This window comes from Micromonospora citrea, from assembly GCF_049629545.1.
In the GTDB taxonomy this organism is placed as follows: domain Bacteria; phylum Actinomycetota; class Actinomycetes; order Mycobacteriales; family Micromonosporaceae; genus Micromonospora; species Micromonospora citrea_A.
The window spans coordinates 134,228-154,543 of record NZ_JBNADX010000008.1 but is presented as its reverse complement, the minus strand read 5'-3'; the positions used below and the strand labels follow the sequence as shown (position 1 = coordinate 154,543).

The 20,316-nt window shown below is 73.6% G+C and carries 15 protein-coding genes and 1 pseudogene; 10 read left to right on the top strand and 6 right to left on the bottom strand.

All coding sequences use genetic code 11. The features are described 5' to 3' along the window. The gene (locus ACPFP2_RS11865) at nt 1-732 is read right to left on the bottom strand and encodes a succinate dehydrogenase cytochrome b subunit (protein ID WP_424088882.1); all 732 of its coding nucleotides are present in this window, start codon (nt 730-732) and stop codon (nt 1-3) included. 35 nt (nt 733-767) lie between these two features. Here ACPFP2_RS11865 and ACPFP2_RS11860 point away from each other — a divergent pair, with 35 nt between their 5' ends. Together ACPFP2_RS11860 and ACPFP2_RS11855 are read left to right on the top strand one after the other, a co-directional pair. Beyond that, nucleotides 768-1,697: a LysR family transcriptional regulator gene (locus ACPFP2_RS11860; RefSeq protein ID WP_424088880.1), complete on the top strand. Its 930-nt coding sequence runs from the start codon at nt 768-770 to the stop codon at nt 1,695-1,697. Nucleotides 1,698-1,758: 61 nt separating this feature from the next. Next, on the top strand, nt 1,759-3,120 hold the full coding sequence (locus ACPFP2_RS11855) for an FAD-dependent oxidoreductase (protein ID WP_424088878.1): 1,362 nt from the start codon (nt 1,759-1,761) through the stop codon (nt 3,118-3,120). 63 nt (nt 3,121-3,183) lie between these two features. Here the strand turns inward: ACPFP2_RS11855 and hrpA are convergent, their stop codons facing one another. Continuing rightward, the gene (gene hrpA, locus ACPFP2_RS11850; RefSeq protein ID WP_424088876.1) at nt 3,184-7,230 is read right to left on the bottom strand and encodes an ATP-dependent RNA helicase HrpA; all 4,047 of its coding nucleotides are present in this window, start codon (nt 7,228-7,230) and stop codon (nt 3,184-3,186) included. Nucleotides 7,231-7,381: 151 nt separating this feature from the next. Between hrpA and ACPFP2_RS11845 the strand changes: the two genes are divergently transcribed. Next, entirely contained in the window at nt 7,382-7,855 is a 474-nt protein-coding gene (locus ACPFP2_RS11845) for a cytidine deaminase family protein (protein WP_424088874.1), read from the top strand. 5 nt (nt 7,856-7,860) lie between these two features. On the opposite strand, the gene ACPFP2_RS11840 is transcribed toward ACPFP2_RS11845, so the two are convergent. Next, nucleotides 7,861-8,220 (bottom strand): YciI family protein, encoded by a 360-nt coding sequence (locus ACPFP2_RS11840; RefSeq protein ID WP_424088872.1) that lies wholly within the window; start codon nt 8,218-8,220, stop codon nt 7,861-7,863. 203 nt (nt 8,221-8,423) lie between these two features. On the opposite strand from ACPFP2_RS11840, the gene ACPFP2_RS11835 reads away from it, so the two are divergent. The 4 genes and pseudogenes from ACPFP2_RS11835 to ACPFP2_RS11820 all read left to right on the top strand — a co-directional run bounded on the left by ACPFP2_RS11835 (nt 8,424) and on the right by ACPFP2_RS11820 (nt 12,728). Then, on the top strand, nt 8,424-9,464 hold the full coding sequence (locus tag ACPFP2_RS11835; RefSeq protein WP_424088870.1) for a FecCD family ABC transporter permease: 1,041 nt from the start codon (nt 8,424-8,426) through the stop codon (nt 9,462-9,464). Further along, nucleotides 9,461-10,573, top strand: coding sequence for a FecCD family ABC transporter permease (locus ACPFP2_RS11830; protein WP_424088868.1), 1,113 nt, complete (start codon nt 9,461-9,463; stop codon nt 10,571-10,573). Before ACPFP2_RS11835 ends, ACPFP2_RS11830 begins: the two co-directional genes overlap by 4 nt. Before the next feature lie 26 nt (nt 10,574-10,599). After that, nucleotides 10,600-11,364, top strand: a pseudogene (locus ACPFP2_RS11825) (ABC transporter ATP-binding protein); the annotation flags it as partial. Between the two features lie 419 nt (nt 11,365-11,783). Further along, a complete protein-coding gene (locus ACPFP2_RS11820; protein WP_424088866.1) occupies nt 11,784-12,728 on the top strand; it encodes an ABC transporter substrate-binding protein in 945 nt (314 codons plus the stop codon). 107 nt (nt 12,729-12,835) lie between these two features. On the opposite strand, the gene ACPFP2_RS11815 is transcribed toward ACPFP2_RS11820, so the two are convergent. From ACPFP2_RS11815 to ACPFP2_RS11805, 3 genes are all read right to left on the bottom strand, one after another. Continuing rightward, the gene (locus ACPFP2_RS11815; protein WP_424088865.1) at nt 12,836-13,738 is read right to left on the bottom strand and encodes an endonuclease domain-containing protein; all 903 of its coding nucleotides are present in this window, start codon (nt 13,736-13,738) and stop codon (nt 12,836-12,838) included. Nucleotides 13,739-13,935: 197 nt separating this feature from the next. Next, nucleotides 13,936-14,493 (bottom strand): GNAT family N-acetyltransferase, encoded by a 558-nt coding sequence (locus ACPFP2_RS11810; RefSeq protein ID WP_424088864.1) that lies wholly within the window; start codon nt 14,491-14,493, stop codon nt 13,936-13,938. Then, nucleotides 14,490-16,577, bottom strand: coding sequence for a penicillin acylase family protein (locus ACPFP2_RS11805; RefSeq protein ID WP_424088863.1), 2,088 nt, complete (start codon nt 16,575-16,577; stop codon nt 14,490-14,492). Before ACPFP2_RS11805 ends, ACPFP2_RS11810 begins: the two co-directional genes overlap by 4 nt. Before the next feature lie 78 nt (nt 16,578-16,655). On the opposite strand from ACPFP2_RS11805, the gene ACPFP2_RS11800 reads away from it, so the two are divergent. The 3 genes from ACPFP2_RS11800 (at nt 16,656) to ACPFP2_RS11790 (ending at nt 20,303) form a co-directional block, all read left to right on the top strand. Further along, nucleotides 16,656-17,366, top strand: a complete 711-nt coding sequence (locus ACPFP2_RS11800) for a siderophore-interacting protein (RefSeq protein ID WP_424088862.1) — start codon at nt 16,656-16,658, stop codon at nt 17,364-17,366. Further along, the gene (locus tag ACPFP2_RS11795) at nt 17,363-18,607 is read left to right on the top strand and encodes an MFS transporter (protein ID WP_424088861.1); all 1,245 of its coding nucleotides are present in this window, start codon (nt 17,363-17,365) and stop codon (nt 18,605-18,607) included. The genes ACPFP2_RS11800 and ACPFP2_RS11795 overlap by 4 nt, the downstream gene beginning before the upstream one ends. 136 nt (nt 18,608-18,743) lie before the next feature. Beyond that, nucleotides 18,744-20,303, top strand: coding sequence for a pyridoxal phosphate-dependent decarboxylase family protein (locus ACPFP2_RS11790; protein WP_424088860.1), 1,560 nt, complete (start codon nt 18,744-18,746; stop codon nt 20,301-20,303). Nucleotides 20,304-20,316: the final 13 nt, after the last annotated feature.

Below are 20,316 nucleotides of genomic sequence, written 5' to 3'. Positions count from 1 at the left end.
TCAGCGCACCAATCCGATGAGTACGGCGAACGGGACCACCAGGTAGCCGACGGTCAGCGCGACGGCGAAGATCAGCGCGAGGCTGCGCGCCCGGCGTTCACCCTTCGGCGTCTGCTGGCCCAGGCTGCGGAACGCGCTGAAGGCGCCGTGCCGCAGGTGGAAACCGAGCGCGACCACCGCGAGGGTGTAGAAGAGGGTCACGTACCAGCGTTCCGGCGCGAAGTCCGCCACCACGTTGGCCTGCGGCCGGGTCGGGTCGCCGACCGGGTTCAGGTGACCCGTGGTCAGGTCGAGGATGTGGTAGATCACGAAGAGCCCGATGATCACACCACCCCAGCGCATGGTGCGGGCGGCGTAGCTGCCCTGGACCTTCTTGCGGTGGGCGTACCTGACCGGGCGGGCGGCCCGGGCGCGCATCGCCAGCACCGTCGCGGCCGCGATGTGGCCGAGCAGGGCGACCAGGAGCACTCCGCGCTGCAGCCACAGGTACCAGCCCGGGGCCAGCAGCGGCGTGCCCAGGTCGCGCAGCCAGTGCGCGTAGTGGTTGAAGGCCTCGGCGCCCGTGAAGATCTTCAGGTTGCCGAGCATGTGCGCGATGAGGAAGAGCACCAGGAGAATGCCCGTCACCGCCATGACGGCCTTGAGGCCGACGTTCGAGCGGATGGGCGACCGAGTTTTCGTGATTACCACCCGACCGACGCTAGGAGGACTTCGATCAGTCGTCCAATGCATCGACCTCGCAGTCTTGATAGCCGTAAGCTATGTAGATGCAGCTCCATCAGCTGAAGTACTTCGTCGCGGTCGCCGAAGTACGACATTTCACCCAAGCCGCCGACATCGTCGGCATAACCCAGCCGTCGTTGAGTAAGCAAATTCACGCCCTGGAGACCGACCTCGGGGCCCCGCTCTTCGAGCGGGTAAGGGGCAACATCACCCTCACCGCGGCGGGTGAGGTGCTGCTGCCGCTGGCCAAGCGGATCCTCGCCGACGTGGACACCGCCACCCGGGAGGTGCAGGAGCTGGTCGGCCTGCGCCGGGGACGGGTACGCCTCGGGGCCACCCCCAGCCTGGCCACCTCGCTGGCCCCGCCGGTGCTGCGCCGGTTCCGCGACGCCCACCCCACCGTCGACCTGCGGGTGGAGGAGGGCGGCTCCCAGGACCTGGTCCGCGACCTGCTGCGCGGCGACCTCGACCTCGCGTTGATCATCATGCCGGCGCAGGGCGCCGACCCGGGGCTGCGCCTCGACCCGATCCTGCGGGAGAGCCTGGTGGTCGCCTCCGTCGACCCGCTGCCCGCCGCCACCCCGGACGGCCAACTGCGCATCACCGACCTGCGCGGGCAGCCGTTGGTCATGTTCCGCGAGGGCTACGACCTGCGCGACGCCACCCTCCAGGCATGCCGGGACGCCGGCTTCGAGCCGACCGTCTCCGTCGACGGCGGCGAGATGGACGCCGTGCTCAGCTTCGTCGAGGCGGGACTGGGTATCGCCCTGGTGCCCGGCATCGTGGTCGCCCGCCGGGCCGGGGTGCGGGTCACCCGGCTCGCCCCGCCCGGCGTGCGGCGGACCATCGCGGTGGCCCGGCGACGCGACGTGGTGCCCACCCACGCCGGTCGGGAGCTGCGCCGGATACTGCTCGACTACGTCGGCGACGCCACCGCCGGCGACGACCTGCCCCCGGGCGTGGAGCCGCTCTGAGCCCGCCGGTCGCGCACTCTGGAAGACGCGCCGCCGCCCGCGCCCTGCCTACGCTGCCCGCATGGCAGCTAGCGGACGCGCCGTCGTGGTCGGCGCCAGTATGGGCGGCCTGCTCGCCGCCCGCGCCCTGAGCGACGCGTACGACGAGGTGCTGCTGCTCGACCGGGACGCCCTGCCGGCGACCCCGACCAGCCGCCGCGGCGTGCCCCAGGGACGCCAGCTGCACGTGCTGCTGGACCGGGGACGGCAGGTGCTCGCCGAACTGTTCCCCGGCATCGGCGAGGAGCTGACCGCCCGGGGCGCCTGCCCGGTCGACCTGCACGGCGAGGTGCACTGGTACAACGACGGACACCGGATGCGCCGGGCCCCCTCCGACCTGATCGCGTACGGCATGAGCCGGCCACTGCTGGAACAGGTGGTACGGGAGCGGGTCGCCGCCCTGCCCGGCGTACGGGTGCTGGCCGGGCACGAGGTCACCGGCCTGCTCACCACCGACGACGGGGCCCGCGTCACCGGGGTGCGGGTGGTCCCCGGCGGGGACGACCGCACCGAGATCGCCATCGACGCCGACCTGGTGGTCGACGCCGGTGGCCGGGGCAGCCGCAGCCCGGTCTGGCTCGCCGAGCTGGACTACCCGACCGCCCCCGAGGAGCGGGTCGAGATCGACGTCACCTACGTCACCCGCACCTACCGCCGGGAGCCGGGCCAGCTGGAAGGGCTGCTCGGCGCGCTGGCCAACGCGATGCCGGGCCGGCCGCGCGCCGGCATCGTCGCCCCGTACGAGGACGGCCGGTTCGCCGTGGTGCTCAGCGGCGTGCTGGGGGAGCAGCCGCCCACCGACGACGAGGGCATGGCCGCGTTCGCCGGCTCGCTGTTCGCCCCGCAGATCGGTGAGCTGCTGCGTACCGCGCTGCCGGCGAGCGAGCCGGTCCGGATGCGCTACCCGGCCAGCGTCCGCCGCCGCTACGAGCGGCTGCGCCGGCTGCCCGAGGGACACCTGGTCTTCGCCGACGCGCTGTGCAGCTTCAACCCGATCTACGGGCAGGGCATCACGGTGGCCTCGCTGGAGGCGCTGCTGCTGCGCAGGCTGCTCGCCGAGGGCGACGCCGGGCTGGCCCGGCGCTTCTACCGGGGCGCGGCCCGGCTGATCGACGCGCCGTGGCAGATCTCGGTCGGCACCGACCTGCGCTTCCCCGAGGTCGCCGGCCGGCGCACCCTCAAGGTACGGCTGGTCAACGCCTACATCGCCCGGCTGCACGCGGCGGCCACCACCGACGCGGGTCTCGGCGCGGCCTTCCTGCGGGTGATCAACCTGGTCGACCCGCCGACCCGGCTGCTCACGCCCGGCCGGATGCTGCGCGTGCTGCGTGGCCCGCGTCCGGGCCCCGCGCCGGTCCGGCAGGTGCAACGCCACCCGGCCTGAGCCATCCGGTCGCCGGCACCGGGCGGCCGCCACCGGCAGGCCGCGCGCTGACCGGCGGGCGGGTCAGCGCCCCTCGGCGTCGTCCATGGCCCGGTAGATCCGCTGCTCCGACACCGGGTACGGGGTACCCAGCGCCTGGGCGAAGACGTTCACCCGCAGCTCCTCGATCATCCAGCGGATCTGCCGTACCGCCGCCGACTGCCGCTTCGACGGTGGCAGGGCGGCGAGCAGGTCGGCGTACTCCTTCTGCACCACCGCGATGCGGTCCTGCTGCTGCTTGTCGCGCTGCGGGTTGCCGGGGAGCCGGTCCAGCCGCCGGTCGATCGCGGTGAGGTAGCGCAGCAGGTCGGGCAGGCGCGCGTACCCGGTCTCGGTGAGGAAGCCGGCGTGCACCAGACCGGTGAGTTGGGCCCGGATGTCGGCCAGGGCGGCCACCACGGCCAGGTTCCTGGTCGCGCCGAGGCGCTGCTCGACGGCGTACGCGGCGGCGAGCACCTTGCGGGCCCGGTCCATCACCTCGACGACGGTGTCGACCAGGTCGGCGCGGACCCGGTCGCGCAGCGCGGTGAAGCCCTCGGCGTCCCAGGCGGGGCCACCCGCGTCGCCGATCAGCTTGTCGATCGCCGCGCCGGCCGCGTCCTCGATCAGCTGCTGCACCCCGCCGTGCGGGTTGCGGCTGAGCGCCAGCTTCGCCTCGTTGCTCAGCCGGCCCTGAAGGAACTTCGCCGGGGACGGCACGGTCAGCCGCAGCAGCCGCCGGGTGCCCGCCCAGTGCGCGGCGGCCTGCTCGGCCTCGGAGTCGAAGACCTTCACCCCGACGGTCGTACCCTCGTCCACCAGCCCCGGGTACGCGGTCACCGCGTACCCGGCCCGGACCTGCTCGATGGTGCGGGGGAGAGAGTCGATGCTCCACTGGGTCAGGCCCGTCCGGGCGACGTCCGGCGCGGCGGCGGCGACGACCTGGCGTACCTCCTGGCGGAGCCGGCGTTGCAGGGCGGTGAGGTCCTTGCCCTCGGCGACCGGCTTGTTCTCCTCGTCGAGCACCCGGAAGCCGACCCGCAGGTGCGCCGGGAGCTTGGCCGGGTCCCACGCCTCGCGCGGCACGGTGACCCCGGTCATCCGGCGCAGCTGCCGGGTCAGCGCGTCGAGCAGCGGCTCCTCGCCCGGGGTGATCGCGGCGAGCGCCGCGCGGGCGTAGTCCGGGACCGGGACGAAGTTGCGCCGGACCGCCTTGGGCAGCGACCGGATCAGCGCGACGACCAGTTCCTCGCGCAGCCCCGGCACCTGCCAGTCGAAGCTCTCCGCCGGCACCTGGTTGAGCAGCGGCAGCGGGATGTCCACGGTGACGCCGTCGGTGGGTGCGGTCGGGTCGAAGGTGTACGTCAGCGGCAGGGCGACCTCGCCGGCCCGCCACTGGTCCGGGTAGTCGGCCTCGTCGACGCCGCCCCGGCCCGCGTTGACCAGCAGCTCGCGGGTGAAGGTGAGCAGGTCGGGCCGCTCCCGGCGGGCCGTCTTCCACCAGGCGTCGAAGTGCCGTCCGGAGACCACGTCGGCGGGGATCCGCTCGTCGTAGAACTGGAAGATCGTCTCGTCGTCGACCAGGATGTCCCGCCGCCGGGCCCGGTTCTCCAGCTCCTCGATCTCGGCGAGCAGGCGCTGGTTGTCCGTCCAGAACCGGTGGTGGGTGGACCAGTCGCCCTCGACCAGGGCGTGCCGGATGAACAGCTCCCGGCTCAGGCCCGCGTCGATCCGGCCGAAGTTGACCTTACGGGAGGTGACGATCGGGATGCCGTACAGGGTGACCTTCTCGTAGGCCAGCACCGCGGCCTGCTTCTTCTCCCAGTGCGGCTCGCTGTAGCTGCGTTTGACCAGGTGCTGGGCGAGCGGTTCGACCCACTCCGGCTCGACCCGGCCGGCCACCCGGCCCCACAGCCGGGAGGTCTCCACCAGCTCGGCGGCCATCACCCAGCGCGGCGGTTTCTTGAACAGCGCGGACCCGGGGAAGATCGCGAACTTCGCGCCGCGCGCCCCCAGGTACTCGTGCTTCTGTGCGTCCTTGAGCCCGATGTGCGACAGCAGGCCGGGCAGGAGCGACTGGTGCACCTTCGGGGTGTCGATCTCCTCCGGCAGGTCCGCGCCGGCTGAGCGCCGGCCGCCGCCGTCGGCGTCGCGCGCCGGTCGGCCACCGCGGCCTCCCTCCGGGGTACGCAGCACCTGGCGCACCTGGCTGACGATGTCCTGCCACTCGCGGACCCGCAGGTAGTTCAGGTACTCCGCCTTGCACATCCGGCGGAACGCGCTGGACGACAGCGTCCGCTGCTGCTCGCGCAGGTAACGCCACAGGTTGAGGTACCCGACGAAGTCGGATTCCTTGTCCGCGAACCGGGCGTGCGCCTGGTCGGCCTGGGCCTGCTTCTCCGCCGGCCGCTCCCGCGGGTCCTGGATGGAGAGCGCGGCGGCGATCACGATCACCTCGGTGGCGCAGCCGTTGCGTTCGCCCTCGAGGACCATCCGGGCCAGCCGGGGGTCGACCGGGAGCTGGGCCAGCCGCCGACCGAGCGGGGTGAGCCGCTTCGCCGGGTCGGTCTGCGTCGGGTCCAGCGCCCCCAGCTCGTGCAGCAGGTTGACGCCGTCGGTGACGTTGCGCCGGTCCGGCGGGTCGATGAACGGGAACGCGGCGATGTCACCGAGCCCGATCGAGGTCATCTGGAGGATGACCGAGGCCAGGTTGGTGCGCAGGATCTCCGGGTCGGTGAACTCGGGACGCGAGGCGAAGTCCTGCTCGTCGTAGAGGCGGACGCAGATGCCGTCCGAGGTACGGCCGCAGCGCCCCTTGCGCTGGTTGGCCGACGCCTGCGAGACCGGCTCGATGGGCAGCCGCTGCACCTTGAGCCGGCTGGAGTAGCGGGAGATCCTGGCGGTGCCCGGGTCCACCACGTACTTGATGCCGGGCACGGTCAGCGAGGTCTCCGCGACGTTGGTGGCCAGCACCACCCGGCGGCCGGAGTGCGGGGCGAAGACCCGGTGCTGCTCGGCGGTGGAGAGCCGGGCGTACAGCGGCAGGATCTCGGTGCCGAGCAGGGACCGTCGCTTCTGCACCAGTTTGCCCAGTGCCTCGGCGGTGTCCCGGATCTCCCGTTCGCCGCTGAGGAAGACCAGGACGTCCCCGGGCCCCTCGGCGGCCAACTCCTCGACCGCGTCGCCGATGGCCTGGATCTGGTCCCGGACGTTCTCCTCGTCGGCTTCGTCCTCCTCGTCGGCCTCGCTGACCTCGACCAGCGGCCGGTACCGCACCTCCACGGGGTACGTCCGCCCGGACACCTCGACGATCGGCGCCGGCTCGCCGTCGGGCGCGTCCTCGGTCGGTGGCCCGGCGAAGTGCCGGGCGAACCGGTCGGTCTCGATGGTCGCCGAGGTGATGATCACCTTCAGGTCCGGGCGGCGGGGCAGGAGCTGCTTGAGGTAGCCGAGGATGAAGTCGATGTTGAGGCTGCGCTCGTGCGCCTCGTCGATGATCAACGTGTCGTACTGGCGCAGCATCCGGTCGGTCTGCAACTCCGCCAGCAGGATGCCGTCGGTCATCAGCTTGACCAGGCTGTTCTCGCCCACCTGATCGGTGAACCGCACCTTGTAGCCGACCACGTCGCCCAGCTCGGTGCCGAGCTCCTCGGCGATCCGGTCGGCGACCGTCCGGGCGGCCAGCCGGCGGGGCTGGGTGTGCCCGATCAGACCGGTGACCCCGCGCCCCAGCTCCAGGCAGATCTTCGGCAGCTGGGTGGTCTTGCCGGAGCCGGTCTCGCCGGCCACGATCACCACCTGGTGGTCGCGGATGGCGGCGGCGATGTCGTCGCGGCGCTCGCTGACCGGCAGCTGTGCCGGGTAGGTGATCGTCGGCACGGCGGCCCGCCGGCTCTCCAGCCGCGCCTCGGCCCGCGCCAGCTCGGTGGCGATCTCGGCCAGCGCGCCGTCGCGGCGCTGCGGGTCCCTGAGCTTGCGGATGCCGTCCAGCCGTCGCTGCAGGCGGCGCTGGTCGCGGAACATCAGGGGGGTGAGGCGGCGGTGCAGCTCGCGGACGGTCACGGCCTCGGCGGGTGCGGCTGGATTCTGCATGTCGTCGCCAAGGATAGGCAGCCCGACGACGGACCGCCGCCGGGTTACCGGGCCGCCGCCCGCCTGCCGGTCACGCCACACCCCCTGGCTGCCGGGGCAGGCGCGCCGGTCGGGCTAGAGTTTCGCCCACCGACACGACCGGGGGGCCGACATGACGATGCTGGACACCGACCGCGCGCTGGTGCAGGCCGCCACCGCGGTCGCCAAGCTGCGCTGCCGCAGCGACAACCACACCGTCGCCGCCGCCGCCCGTACGGCCGACGGCCGGGTCTTCACCGGCGTGAACGTCTACCACTTCACCGGCGGCCCGTGCGCCGAGGTGGTGGCGATCGGCGCCGCCGCGACCCAGGGCGTCGGTGAGCTGGAGGCCATCGTCGCGGTGGGGGACCGGGGCCGGGGGGTGCTCCCGCCCTGCGGGCGGTGCCGTCAGGTGCTGCTCGACTACTTCCCGTCGATCAAGGTGATCCTCGGGCCGATGGACGCCCTGCGGCCGGTGCCGGTGCGGGAGCTGCTGCCCGAGACGTACGTCTGGGCCGACCAGCAGCTCGACCCGTCGGCGATCGTGCGGACCGGGCAGTGGCCGATGCCGACCGTGCCGAGCAGCCGCCCGGCCTCGGAGGACTGAGCCGCTCAGTCGCCGGCCGCCGCCTCCAGCATCGAGCGGGGCACGGCGACCTCGCCGTAGCGCACGTTGCCCTCGGGCACCAGCCAGCTCGTCACGTGGGCGACCAGTTGCCCGGAGCGCACCGCCGGGTCGTTCGCGTACAGCTCCCGGGCCTCCACCGGGCTGATCGGCAGCACGGCGAGGCCGCGCAGCGTCTCGTCGTCCGGGTCCAGGAACGGCCCGGCGGCGAGCACGAGCCCCTGCTCCACCAGCCCCTTCTGGTGCGCCAGGTGGGCGTCGCGCAGCAGGTCGGCGGCGTCGCGCGGCAGCTCCGGCGCGTCCGCCGGGCGGACCAGGAGGACGAGGGTGTGCTGGTCGAATCGCATACCCGGAGCCTAGGCACACCGGCGCGTGCTTCGTCCCACTCTTGCCGGATGCCGGCATTCATCCCGCTCACGGCCGGCTACCCGGTGGGCGGGTCCGGACGGGTGGCCAGCCGGTGTGCGGCCATCGATCGAGGAGGGTCGGTTAGGACACCCTAAGCTCCTCGGCTAAGGTAAGGCGAACCTTAGTCCTGCTCAGGAGCATCGTGACCACCCTCGCCGTACGCCCCGTGGCCGCCCCGCGCGGCGGGCACCGGGGTCGCCGCACGGCGATCGCCGTCGCTGCCGGACTCGCGCTGGCGCTCGCCGTGCTGGCCAGCCTCGCCCTCGGCAGCCGCCCGCTCGCCCCCGGCCAGGTGTGGGCCGCGCTGGTCGCCCCGGACGGAGGAACCGCCAGCACCATCGTGCGTGAGCTGCGGCTGCCGCGTACCGCCCTCGGCCTGGTCGTCGGCCTGGCGCTGGCCGTCGCCGGCGTGCTGTTCCAGGCGCTCACCCGCAACCCGCTCGCCGAGCCCCGCATCCTCGGCATCAGCGCCGGCGCGTCGTTCGGCGTCGTACTGGCCATCGCCGTCCTCGGGATCAGCAGCCTCGCCGGATACGTCTGGTTCGGCGTCGCCGGCGCCCTCGGCGCCGGGCTGCTCGTCTTCGCCGTGGCCAACCGCACCCGCGAGGGCGCCAGCCCGGTCACCCTCGCCCTGATCGGTGCGGCGCTCGACGCCAGCCTCGCCTCCGCCGTGTACGCGCTGCTCAGCATCGACGCCCGCACCTTCGAGGAGTACCGGTTCTGGGTCGTCGGCGGGCTCACCGGCCGGGACCTGTCGGTCACCGGGCAGGTGCTGCCCTTCGTCCTCGCCGGCCTGGTGCTGGCCGTGCTGGTCGCCCGGGGCCTCGACGCGCTCGCCCTCGGCGACGACGTCGCCCGGGGTCTCGGACACCGCATCGGTCTGGTCCGCCTCGGCGGCGGCGCGGCGGCCGTGCTGCTCACCGGCGCCGCGGTCGCCGCCGCCGGGCCGGTCGCCTTCGTCGGGCTCGCCGTGCCGCACCTGGCCCGGGCCCTGGTCGGCGCCGACCACCGCTGGACGCTGGCCGTCTCCGCCCTGCTCGGCCCGGCCCTGCTGCTCGGCGCGGACATCGTCGGACGGCTGATCGCCCCGCCCGGCGAGGTGCCCGCCGGGATCATCACCGCGCTGATCGGCGCGCCGCTGCTGGCGTACCTGGTGCGTCGCGCGAAGGTCGTGACGGCGTGAGCGCGGGACGTGCGCCGGGGCTGCGGGACGCGCGCTCGCGGACCGAGGCAGCGCCGATGCGCACGACCGGCCGTACCACCGGGCTGCCCGGGCGGTCGCTGCTGCGGGTCGGGCCGGTCAGCCTCCAGATCCGCCGCCGCGCCGTGCTGGTGGCGCTCGCCTGCACCGGGCTGCTCGCCGCCGCCGCGGTGCTCAGCCTCTCGCTCGGCACCCCGTACGTCGCCCCGGTCGACGTGCTGCGTGCGCTCTCCGGCGCCGGCACCCCGTACGACCTGGTCGTGCTCGACCTGCGACTGCCCCGCCTGGTGCTGGCCGCGGCGGCCGGCGCGACCTTCGGCATCGCCGGCACGCTGATCCAGAGCGTCGCCCGCAACCCGATCGCCAGCCCCGACGTCGTCGGCATCACCCAGGGTGCGGGACTGGCCGCCACCGTGGCCATCACCACCGGGGCCGCCGCCGTGCTGGTCGCCCCGGCGGCGCTGCTCGGCGGGCTGGCCGCCGCGCTGCTGCTGCTCGCCCTCGGCGCCCGGCACGGGCTGGCCGCCCAGCGGTTCGTGCTGGCCGGGGTCGCCGTCGCCTTCGCCCTGCGGGCGCTGACCGAGGTGGTCATGCTCACCGCCGACCCGATCGACGGGCTGCGGGCGCAGGTCTGGCTGATCGGCACCCTGGCCGGCAGGGGCTGGACCGAGACCCTGTGGATCGTGGTCACCCTGGCCACGCTCCTGCCGGTGCTGGCCTGGGCCGGCTGGGCGCTCAACAGCGCCGCGCTCGACGACGACACCGCCCGGGGGGTCGGGCTGCGCCCGGTGGCCCGCCGGATCGGCCTGGCCGCCACCGGCGTGGTGCTCGCCGCGACGGTCACCGCCCAGGTCGGCGCGGTGGACTTCGTCGCCCTGGTCGCCCCGCAACTGGCCCGCCGGCTGGTCCGGGCCGAGCGGCCACCGCTGGTCTGCGCCGCGCTGCTCGGCGCGCTGCTGCTGGTGCTGGCCGACCTCGCCGGCCGGCGGCTGCTCGCCCCCACCCAACTGCCGGCGGGCGTGCTGACCGCCGCCATCGGTGGGCCGTACCTGATGTTCCTGCTCGTCCGTGGCCGCAGGCGGTCCGCGTGACGACCATCCCCGCCCGAGGAGACGCCATGCTCGCCACCCGCGACCTGGTCGTCGGCTACGACGACCGGACCGTGCTCGACGGGCTCGACCTGGCGCTGCCCGCCGACGCGTTCACCGTCATCGTCGGGCCGAACGCCTGCGGCAAGTCCACCCTGCTGCGCACCATGGCCCGGCTGCTCACCCCCCGGCGCGGCGCGGTGCTGCTCGACGGCACCGCGATCCGGGACCTGCCCACCCGCGAGGTGGCCCGCCGGCTCGGCGTGCTGCCGCAGAGCCCGCTGGTGCCCGAGGGGGTCACCGTCGCCGACCTGGTCGGTCGCGGACGGCAGCCGTACCAGCGGTGGTGGCGGCAGTGGTCCGAGCAGGACGCCGAGGCGGTGGACCGGGCGATGGCGCTCGCCGACGTCGCGGGGCTGGCCGACCGGCCGGTGGACACCCTCTCCGGCGGGCAGCGGCAGCGGGTCTGGATCGCGATGACCCTCGCCCAGGACACCGAGGCGCTGCTGCTGGACGAGCCGACCACGTTCCTCGACCTGGCTCACCAGGTGGAGGTGCTGGACCTGCTGCACCGGCTGCGCGCCGAGCGGGGGCGCACCGTGGTCGCCGTGCTGCACGACCTCAACCAGGCCGCCCGCTACGCCGACCACCTCGTCGCCATGCGGGCCGGGCGGGTGGTCGCCACCGGGGCGCCCCGCGACATCCTCACCGCCGACCTGGTGCGGGACGTCTTCGGCCTGGACTGTGTGGTGGTGCCCTGCCCGGTGACCGGCGCGCCGCTGGTGGTGCCCGCCCTCACCTGCCCGTCCCTGACCCCGCCGGCGCCTCCCACCGGCTCCGCCCCGGCCGTCGCCGATCAGGCGGCTTCCGGCCCGGCCGACTCCGGCCCGGCCGACTCCGGCCCGGCCGACTCCGGCCCGGCCGACTCCGGCCCGGCCGACTCCGGCCCGGCCGACTCCGGCCCGGCCGACTCCGGCCCGGCCGACTCCGGCCCGGCCGACTCCGGCCCGGCCGACTCCGGCCCGGCCGGCTCCCTGCCGCTGTCCGGCCCTGCTGACTCCCGCCCGGCCGGCTCCGGTCCGTCCGACAGCGGCCCTGCCGGCTCCCGCCCGGCCGACTCCGACCCGGTGGGCCCGACCGCTCCGGCGGCCCGCCCCTCCGCAGACGACGCGGGTGACCCGCGCGTCGGCACGTACCCCTCGAAAGGACACTGATGCGTCGTCTCGCCGCAACCCTCACCGCGGCCCTCGCCCTCGGCGTGGGCCTGACCGCCTGCGGGGAGAGCGACCCGGTCGCCGGCACCCCCGCCGGTGAGACCCGGGAGATCACCCACGCCATGGGCGCCACCAAGGTGCCGGCCGACCCGAAGCGGGTCGTGGTGCTCGACACCGACAAGATCGACACCGCGCTCTCGCTCGGCGTCACGCCGGTCGGCGCCGCCACCGCCGGTGAGGCGCGGAGCTGGCCGACCTACTTCGGTGCGGAGAAGCTCGCCGGCATCACCGAGGTCGGCGTGCTCACCGAGCCCGACCTGGAGGCGATCACCGCGCTGAAGCCGGACCTGATCCTCGGCAGCAAGTTCCGCCAGGAGAAGTTCTACGACGAGCTCAGCGCTATCGCCCCGACCGTCTTCACCGAAAAGGTCGGCATCACCTGGAAGGAGAACCTCCTGCTCGACGGCGCGGCGCTGGGCAAGGAGCAGCAGGCCAAGGACCTGCTCGCCGGCTACGAGAAGCGGGCGAGGGACTTCGGCGCGAAGCTGGGCGACGCCGCGTCGCGCGAGATTTCCATCGTCCGCTTCATCCCGGGCAACATCCGGGTGTACGGCCCGGACTCCTTCTCCGGCATCGTCATCGGCGACACCGGGCTGGGCCGCCCCGAGCGGCAGCGCCTGGCGGGCAAGGAGGACAAGCGCTTCGACCTGGTCAGCGCCGAGCGGATCAACGAGGTCGACGGCGACGTGATCTTCGTGACCGCGTACGGCGAGAAGGCCGCCGCCGAGCAGACCAGGGTCACCGCGGGCAGCCTCTGGCAGGGCCTGTCCGCCGTCAAGGCCGGTAAGTCGCACGTGGTCTCCGACGAGGTCTGGATGACCGGCATCGGTGTCGGCGCCGCCAACAAGATCCTCGACGACCTGGAGAAGCACCTCTCCGCCTGACCCCCTGCGCCGCGCTCCCGCACCACCGCCCCGCGCACTTACAGAGAAAGAGTGGCCATTTGACGAGGAATGGCCACTCTTTCTCTGTAAGTGCGCGGGTGCAGGGGTCAGGAAGGGTGAGGGGCTCGGGAGCGGAGGGCTGCCTCGACCTCGGCGAGGAAGGCGTCGAAGTCTTCTCGCATGCGTTTGCTCGTCACGTGGAGGACGATCCACTCTTCGCCGAGGAGCTTGTTGAGGCGTTGGCGATCGCGGTGAAGTTGGGCGGGGTCGTGGTGCCAGAGGCCGTCGTACTCGATGGCGATCTTGAGTTCGGGCCAGGCCAGATCCACCCGGGCGATGAAGCGCCCAGCCCGCTCTATCACATGCTGGGTGACCGGGCGGGGAAGGCCCGCCCTGACGAGGCGCACGCGAAGCCGTGACTCGGGCACCGACTCGGCGCCGCCGTCGCTCAGGCTGACCGCCTCGGCGAACTTGCGCCAGCCTCGTTCGCCGCGGTGCTGCGAGAGGTACTTCTCCAGTTCGGGCAGGGTGACCGCATGGACGTGGCGGAGCGAGTCGATCAGGGCCACGGCCTCGGTGAGGTCGAGCCAATTCGCGACGTCCCAGCAGGTACGGACAGGTGTGGTGACGGCGCACCCGTCAAGACGTTGTACCTCACCCTCGCGCCACCCGGCGACATGGATGAGGAATCCGGCCAGCGGACCGAACCGTGACACCGGCTGGACGACCACCTCGACCGGATCGTCAGGACGAGGAGTCACGCCGCCGTGCAGAGCGACCGCCGACCTGCCGGCGATCGCACAGCCGGGTGGGAACAGCCACGACGCGGCGGCGCGGCATCGAGTCCTATGTGTCAACTTCAGTCGGGCGTCGGCGTACACGTTGTGGAACACCCGCCGCCAAGCGCTGGTGCGGAGGTCATTCTTCGTCAGCAGCCCGCGATGAATGACTTCGCGTGCGAAGAATATCTGCCCGACAAGTTCCGCCGGCCGTCGAGGTGTCCGAGCCACCCCTCTACCCTGGCACTCCCATCCCGCGCCCATAACCCCCTGTGGACAACACCCCGCCCCCCTCCGCACCGACGAGTGCGAACCTCGCCGCACTTTCAGGGAATGAGTGGCTATCCGACGAGAAATAGCCACTCATTCTCTGAAAGTGCGCCCCCGGGGTCGGGGGTCGGGGGTCGGAGGGGGAGGGGGAGGAGGGGTCAGGCGGGAGGTTGGCGGGACTCGAAGTGGGGGCGGGTGAGGAAGGCGAGTTGGGCGCGCTTGTCGGGCATGTCGATCTCCTCGTCGAAGGTGAAGCCCTCCCGTTGCAGCCGACGCAGGGCGATCTGGTTGCGGACGTCGGGCTCCACCACGATCCGCTGCCGGCTCGGGTCGGTGAACAGGAAGCGGGCCAGGGCGGGGCCGACGGCGGTGGTGAGTCCGCGCGGGGGACGCCGCCCCGGGGCGAGCAGCAGGTGCATGCCGATGTCGCCGGGGCGTACCCGGTAGCGCTCGCCGACCGGGTCGGCCTCGGGCCGGTACGTCTGGAACAGCCCGATCGGCGTGCCGTCGAGCGTGATCAGGTACGCGTGGTGGGTGGTGAGGCCGTCGAGGTACGCGTAGACGTCGCGCACCTCGTCCACGGTGTACGACCCCATGCCCCAGAACGTGGCCCGGGGCTGGGTGACCCAGCCGTGCAGCAGTTCGGCGTGGACGGCCGGGTCGACCACGACGAGCCGCAGCTCACCGAAGCCGGGGATCTTCTCCTGGTAGGTCACGGGTGCCTCGTCTCGTACGGGTCGGGGGTGAGGTGACGCCAGTCGGTGGTCACCGGGATCAGCTCGCCGGTGGCCCACCGGGGCAGTTGGTCGTCGAAGTGCGGGTCGCCGGGGCGTCCGGAGGCGCCGAACGGGACGATCCAGCGGCTGCGGTCGGCGTCACCGAGGTCGAAGACGTAGCGGGCGACCGGCCCGCGCCAGCAGGCGTCGGAGGTCCCGGGGACGCTGGTGGTGGCGAGCACGCAGTCGGTGTCCCCCGCGAGGGCGGTCCGGCTGCGCATGGCGGCGACCGCGTCGTCGACGGCCGGCGCCACGCCGAGGTGCACCGGATGCAGCACGTGCCGCTGCCCCCACGTCCGCGGCGGTGCGGCAGCGGCGTCCTCCAGCGCCGCCGCCACGACCGGCGCCACGTCCGCGCCGAGCCGGTGCAGCCCGGCGACGACGCCGTCGAGGGCGTGGCCGATGCGGGCCAGCGGGTCCGTCCACGGCCGGAACAACCCGTCGTACGCGCTCGGGGCGCGCAGCGGGCGCAGCCGGGGGTGCTCGTGCAGCCGGCGGGCGAGCGCGGTACGCCACGCGGCGAAGGCCCCGGCGTCGAGGCTGTCGGCCCGCATCCGCCCGTCCCAGGCGGTGAGCCGATCCCGCAGCACCCGGGCTGGCGGGGTGAGGGTGTCGGGGTCGAGCCGGTGCAGGGCGTCGCGCAGCGGTGTCGCGGCGAGCCGGGTGTCCATGTGGACGGTCTCCGGCGCGGCGCCCTCGACCAGCAGGGCGCGGATCCGTTCGGCGCGGTGCGGCGGGGCGAAGTCGTCGCCGAGGTCGGCCACGTCGTCGCGGCGGTCGTTGGCGCAGACGGCGAACCCGTCGACCTCGACGGGTTTCGCGTCGGCGTAGCCGCCCCGCCACCGGTACCGGGGGTCCCAGCCGGGCACCGGTTCGCGCCGGCACCGCTCGTCGCGGGTGGGGACGAGCCCGGCGACCAGCTGGTGTACGGCGCCGCTGCGGTCGGCCACCAGGACGCTGTTCACCGGCTCCACCCAGGCCCGCAGCGCGTCGGCGACGTCGTCGACGGTGCGGGCGCGCAGCAGCGGCAGCAGCGCGTCGAAGCCCAGGCTCTCCTCGACCCGGGCCGGGGTGCGCAGGCTGATCGCCTCTCCGGTGTGCCGGTCGTGGTCGACGACGGGTCCCCGGGGGGTCTCGATGACCTCCACGGTCTCGGTGTCGCCGCCGCGTACCGTGATCCGCTCGGCGTGGCTGCGGGCCGGCACCCAGCCGTCGGCGTCGCGGACCAGCACCCCCTCGCCGTCGCGGCGCAGCTGCTCCCGGTAGAGGTCCTGATAGTCGGCCATGGCGTTGGTGACCGCCCAGGCGACGTCGCCGGCGTGACCGAAGTGGGGCAGCCCCGGTACGCCGGGGAAGGCGAGGCCGAACACGTCGAACTCCGGACAGGCGAGGCGGACCTGCTGGTAGATGCCGGGCAGTTCGAGCACGCGGTGCGGGTCGCCGGCGATGACCGGCGCGCGCCCGGTGGCGGGGTCGCTGGGCACCGCCCAGGCGTTGCTGCCGGAGCCGCCCGGTCCCTCGACGGCGAACAGGTCGACCGCGTCGGGGCCGAGGGTGGCCGTGACGTGGGCGCGCCACAGCTTGTTCGGGAAGGTGGCGAAGAGGATGTGCTGCACGAGGAACACGCCCAGCGGCGACCACGGTCGCCACCGGCCGGGCGCGCAGCCGGTGGCCGCGAACTCGGGCGCGCCGGCCGCGCCCTCGGCGAGCGCGTCGTTGACGCCGTGGGTGTACGCGGTGACCCATCGCCGGGTGGTGGGGGAGAGCCGGTGGAAGCACCGCCGGGCGGTGTCGTCGAGGCGGGCGCGGCGGGCGAACCGGTCCCAGTCGAGGGCGTCGGGGCCGACGTGTTCGGCGAGCCGGCCCTCGGAGCGCCGGCGTTCGGTCTCGATCTGCCAGGCCCGGTCGAGGGCGGTCACCCGTCCCTGCAGCCGGGCCAGTTCGTCGACGTCGTCGGCGCGCAGGTGGGGCACGCCCCAGGCATCGCGGTGGATGCCGGTCACGGTGCGGTCCTGCGGGGACACGCCCGAGCCGGGCACGGTACGAATATCAACTTAGGCTACCCTCCCCTAACTAAGGTAAACCTTACTGGAGGGGGTCGCGTGAAGCGCAACTGGGAAGCCCTGGTGCTCAAGGCGATGGGTGGCCGGGACTTCCGGCTCACCGTGCTCGACGCCGAGTCGGTGGGCGGGGCGTACCGGCGGCTGCTGGTGGACGGCGGTGGGCTGCTGGAAGCCTGCGGGGTGCACCCCACCATGTGGATCCGGTTGTGGTTCGACGACGGCGGCCGGGCGCACCAGCGCGCGTACACCCTGGTCGACCCGGACCCCGCGACCGGGCGGTTCCACCTGGAGTTCGCCCTGCACGACGGGTGTGCCGCCCGGTGGGCCGTCGCCGCCCGGGCCGGTGACAGCATCGACGCCACCGTGCAGGGCAGCACGTTCCATCTGCCGGACCCCGCGCCACGGCACCTCTACCTGGTCGGCGACGCCGCCTCGCTGCCGGCGGTCAACAGCCTGCTCGACGCGGCCGCCGACATCCCGGCGACGGTCTGGCTGGAGTACGCCGACGAGGGCGAGAAGGCGTTGCCGGCGCGCGCCCGGGCGCACCACGAGGTCACCTGGGTGCCGCGCAAGGACGAGGGGCGCTACCTGGTCGAGACCGTGTGCGCGGCCCTGCCCGCCGCCGACGACGCGCACTACTGGTTCGCCTGCGAGGCGGCCAGCACCCGCGCCGTCACCCGGCACGCCCGCCGTACGCTGGGCGTCGGCAAGCACCAGGTGACCTCGCTCGGTTACTGGAGCGCCCGGTGAGGGGTCGTCTCGGCACGCTCGGCGCGCTCTACGTCACCCAGTACCTCGGCATCGGCTTCATCACCGTCGGCCTGACCGCCATCCTGCGCGACGGCGGCACCTCGTTGGACACCCTGGCCCTGTTGCAGGTCGTCGGACTGATCTGGCCGGTCAAGTTCCTCTGGGCGCCGATCCTCGACCGGTACGGCTCCCGTCACCGCGGCCACTACCGTTCCTGGCTGCTGGTGCTGCAGGGCGGTCTCGTGCTGGCCCTGCTGGCCCTCGTCCCGTTCGACGACCCGGGCGGCCGGCTCGGTCCGCTCGTCGCGATCTGCGCCGGGTACGTGTTCCTCTCCGCCACCCAGGACATCGCCGTCGACGCCGTCGCCGTGCGGCTGCTCTCCGAGCGCGCCCGGGGCACCGGCAACGGCATCCAGGTCGCCGCCGGCTACCTCGGCAACCTGCTCGGCGGCGGCGCGTGCGTGGTGGTCTACGACCGGTACGGCTGGCGGGCGGCGATCCTGCTGCTGGCCGCGTTGACCTCGCTCGGGCTGCTGGTGGTCTGGCGGTTCCGCGAACCGGTCCGCACCGACCGGGTGCCGTCCACGCGGGCGGCGTACCGGGCGCTGCTGTCGGTGTTCGGCCAGCCCGGGTGCCGGTGGTGGACGTTCGGCGTGGTGCCGCTGGTCTACGTCGGCGCGGGCGCGGCGTACGCGTTGGTGACCCCGGCGCTGGTGGACGCGGGCTGGTCCCTGGCCCGGGTCGGCGTGGTGACCGGGGTGGTGACCAGCACCCCGGCGATCGTGGCCGGTCTGCTCGCCGGGGTGGCGGTCGGGCGGTTCGGACGCGGCGCCGTGCTCGTCGCGGCGGGCGTCGCCCTCGCGGTCTCCACCGTGATGCTGCTGCCGTTGATGAACGGACGGGCCCCGCTGGGCGGGACGGTCACCGCGCTGTGCTGTTTCATGGCCGCCTACACGGTCGCCAACGTGGTGCTCTACACGGTCAACATGGACTACTCCCGGCCCGGCACCGGCGGCACCGACTTCACGGTGCTGTCCTCGTTCGGACTGGTCTGCTCCTTCGTGGCGGCCTCGGTCGGGCTGACCGCCGCCGACCGGGTGGGCTATCCCTCCGTCGCGGTGGGCGCGGTCGTGCTGGTCGTGGCCGGTGTCGCGGCGGGCGTCGCGCACCAACGGCGGTTCCGGCGAGCCCCTCGGGTCGGCCAGGTCCGCCCGGCCGAGCCGGTGGCGGTGTCGCATTGACCACGACACGCCGGGCCCGGTGACGACGATCAAAAGTTAGGTTAGGGTAACCTAACTTTGCGATCACCGCCGGAGCGCCGGTGGGCGGCGTGCTCCGTCGTCCCTTCGTCTCCACTCTCGACCTCTGAGGACCAACATGAGTCTGTCCGGACCACCTGCCGCGGCCCTCGCGCCCGCGGCGGTCCGCGCCCCGGCGGCCACCGGCCGGGCCCACCTGTTCCACGCCGACTCGGTGGAGCACTACCGGCGGGCGCTGGCCGACGGGATCGACCGGGTCGCCGGCCGGGTGGCCACCGCCGACACGCCGTTCACCGGGGTGAGCCCCGAGCAGCTCGCGCCCCGGATCAACGGCATCGACCTGGACCGGCCGCTCGGCGACACCGGGGCGGCCCTGGACGAGCTCCAGGACGTCTACCTGCGCGACGCGGTCTACTTCCACCACCCGCGCTACCTGGCCCACCTGAACTGCCCGGTGGTGATCCCGGCCCTGCTCGGCGAAGCGGTGCTCAGCGCCGTCAACTCCTCCATGGACACCTGGGACCAGAGCGCCGGCGGCACCCTGATCGAGCGCCGGCTCATCGACTGGACGGCGGAGCGGATCGGGCTCGGGCCCGCCGCCGACGGCGTGTTCACCAGCGGCGGAACCCAGTCCAACCTGCAGGCGATGCTGCTGGCCCGCGAGGAGGCCTGCGCCCGGGCCGTCAGCTTCCCGGGCCCGCGCCCGTCCCGTCCCGAGCTGCTGTCCCGGCTGCGCGTCATCACCTCGGTGGCCGGGCACTTCAGCGTGCAGAAGGCGGCGAAGCTGCTCGGCCTCGGCGCGGACGCGGTGGTCACCGTCGCCACCGACGCCGACCGCCGGATGCGTACCGACGAACTGGCCCGGACGATCGACCGGTGCCGGCGCGACGGGCTCATCGTGATGGCCGTGGTGGCGACCGCCGGCACCACCGACTTCGGCAGCATCGACCCGCTGCCCGCGATCGCCGACGTCTGCGCGGCGGCCGGCGTGTGGCTGCACGTCGACGCCGCGTACGGCTGCGGTCTGCTGGTCTCGCCGACCCGGCGGCACCTGCTCGACGGCGTCGAGCGGGCCGACTCGGTGACCGTCGACTACCACAAGTCGTTCTTCCAACCGGTCAGCTCCAGCGCCCTGCTGGTACGCGAGGCCCGGGTGCTGCGGCACGCCACCTGGCACGCCGACTACCTCAACCCGGCCCGGGCCGTCGAGCAGCGCATCCCCAACCAGGTCGACAAGAGCATCCAGACCACCCGCCGGTTCGACGCCCTGAAGCTCTGGCTGACCCTGCGCATCATGGGCCCCGAGTCGATCGGCGCGCTCTTCGACGAGGTCGTCGACCGCGCCGACACCGCCTGGCGGCTGCTCACCGAGGACCCCCGCTTCGAGGTGGTGACCCGCTCGCAGCTGAGCACCGTGGTCTTCCGCTACCTGCCGACCGGCGCCGGCCGGCGGCTCGTCGACGAGGCCAACCTGTACGCCCGCGAGGCCCTCGCGGCGTCCGGGGCCGCCCTCGTCGCCGGCACCAAGGTGGACGGCGCGCACTACCTGAAGTTCACCCTGCTCAACCCCGCGACCACCGTGGACGACGTCGCCCACGTGCTCGATCTCATCGCCGAGCACGCCGGCTGGTACGTGCGTACCCGCACGGCCGGCGAACTGTCCTGTCCCGTCGGCTGACCGCACCTGGAGA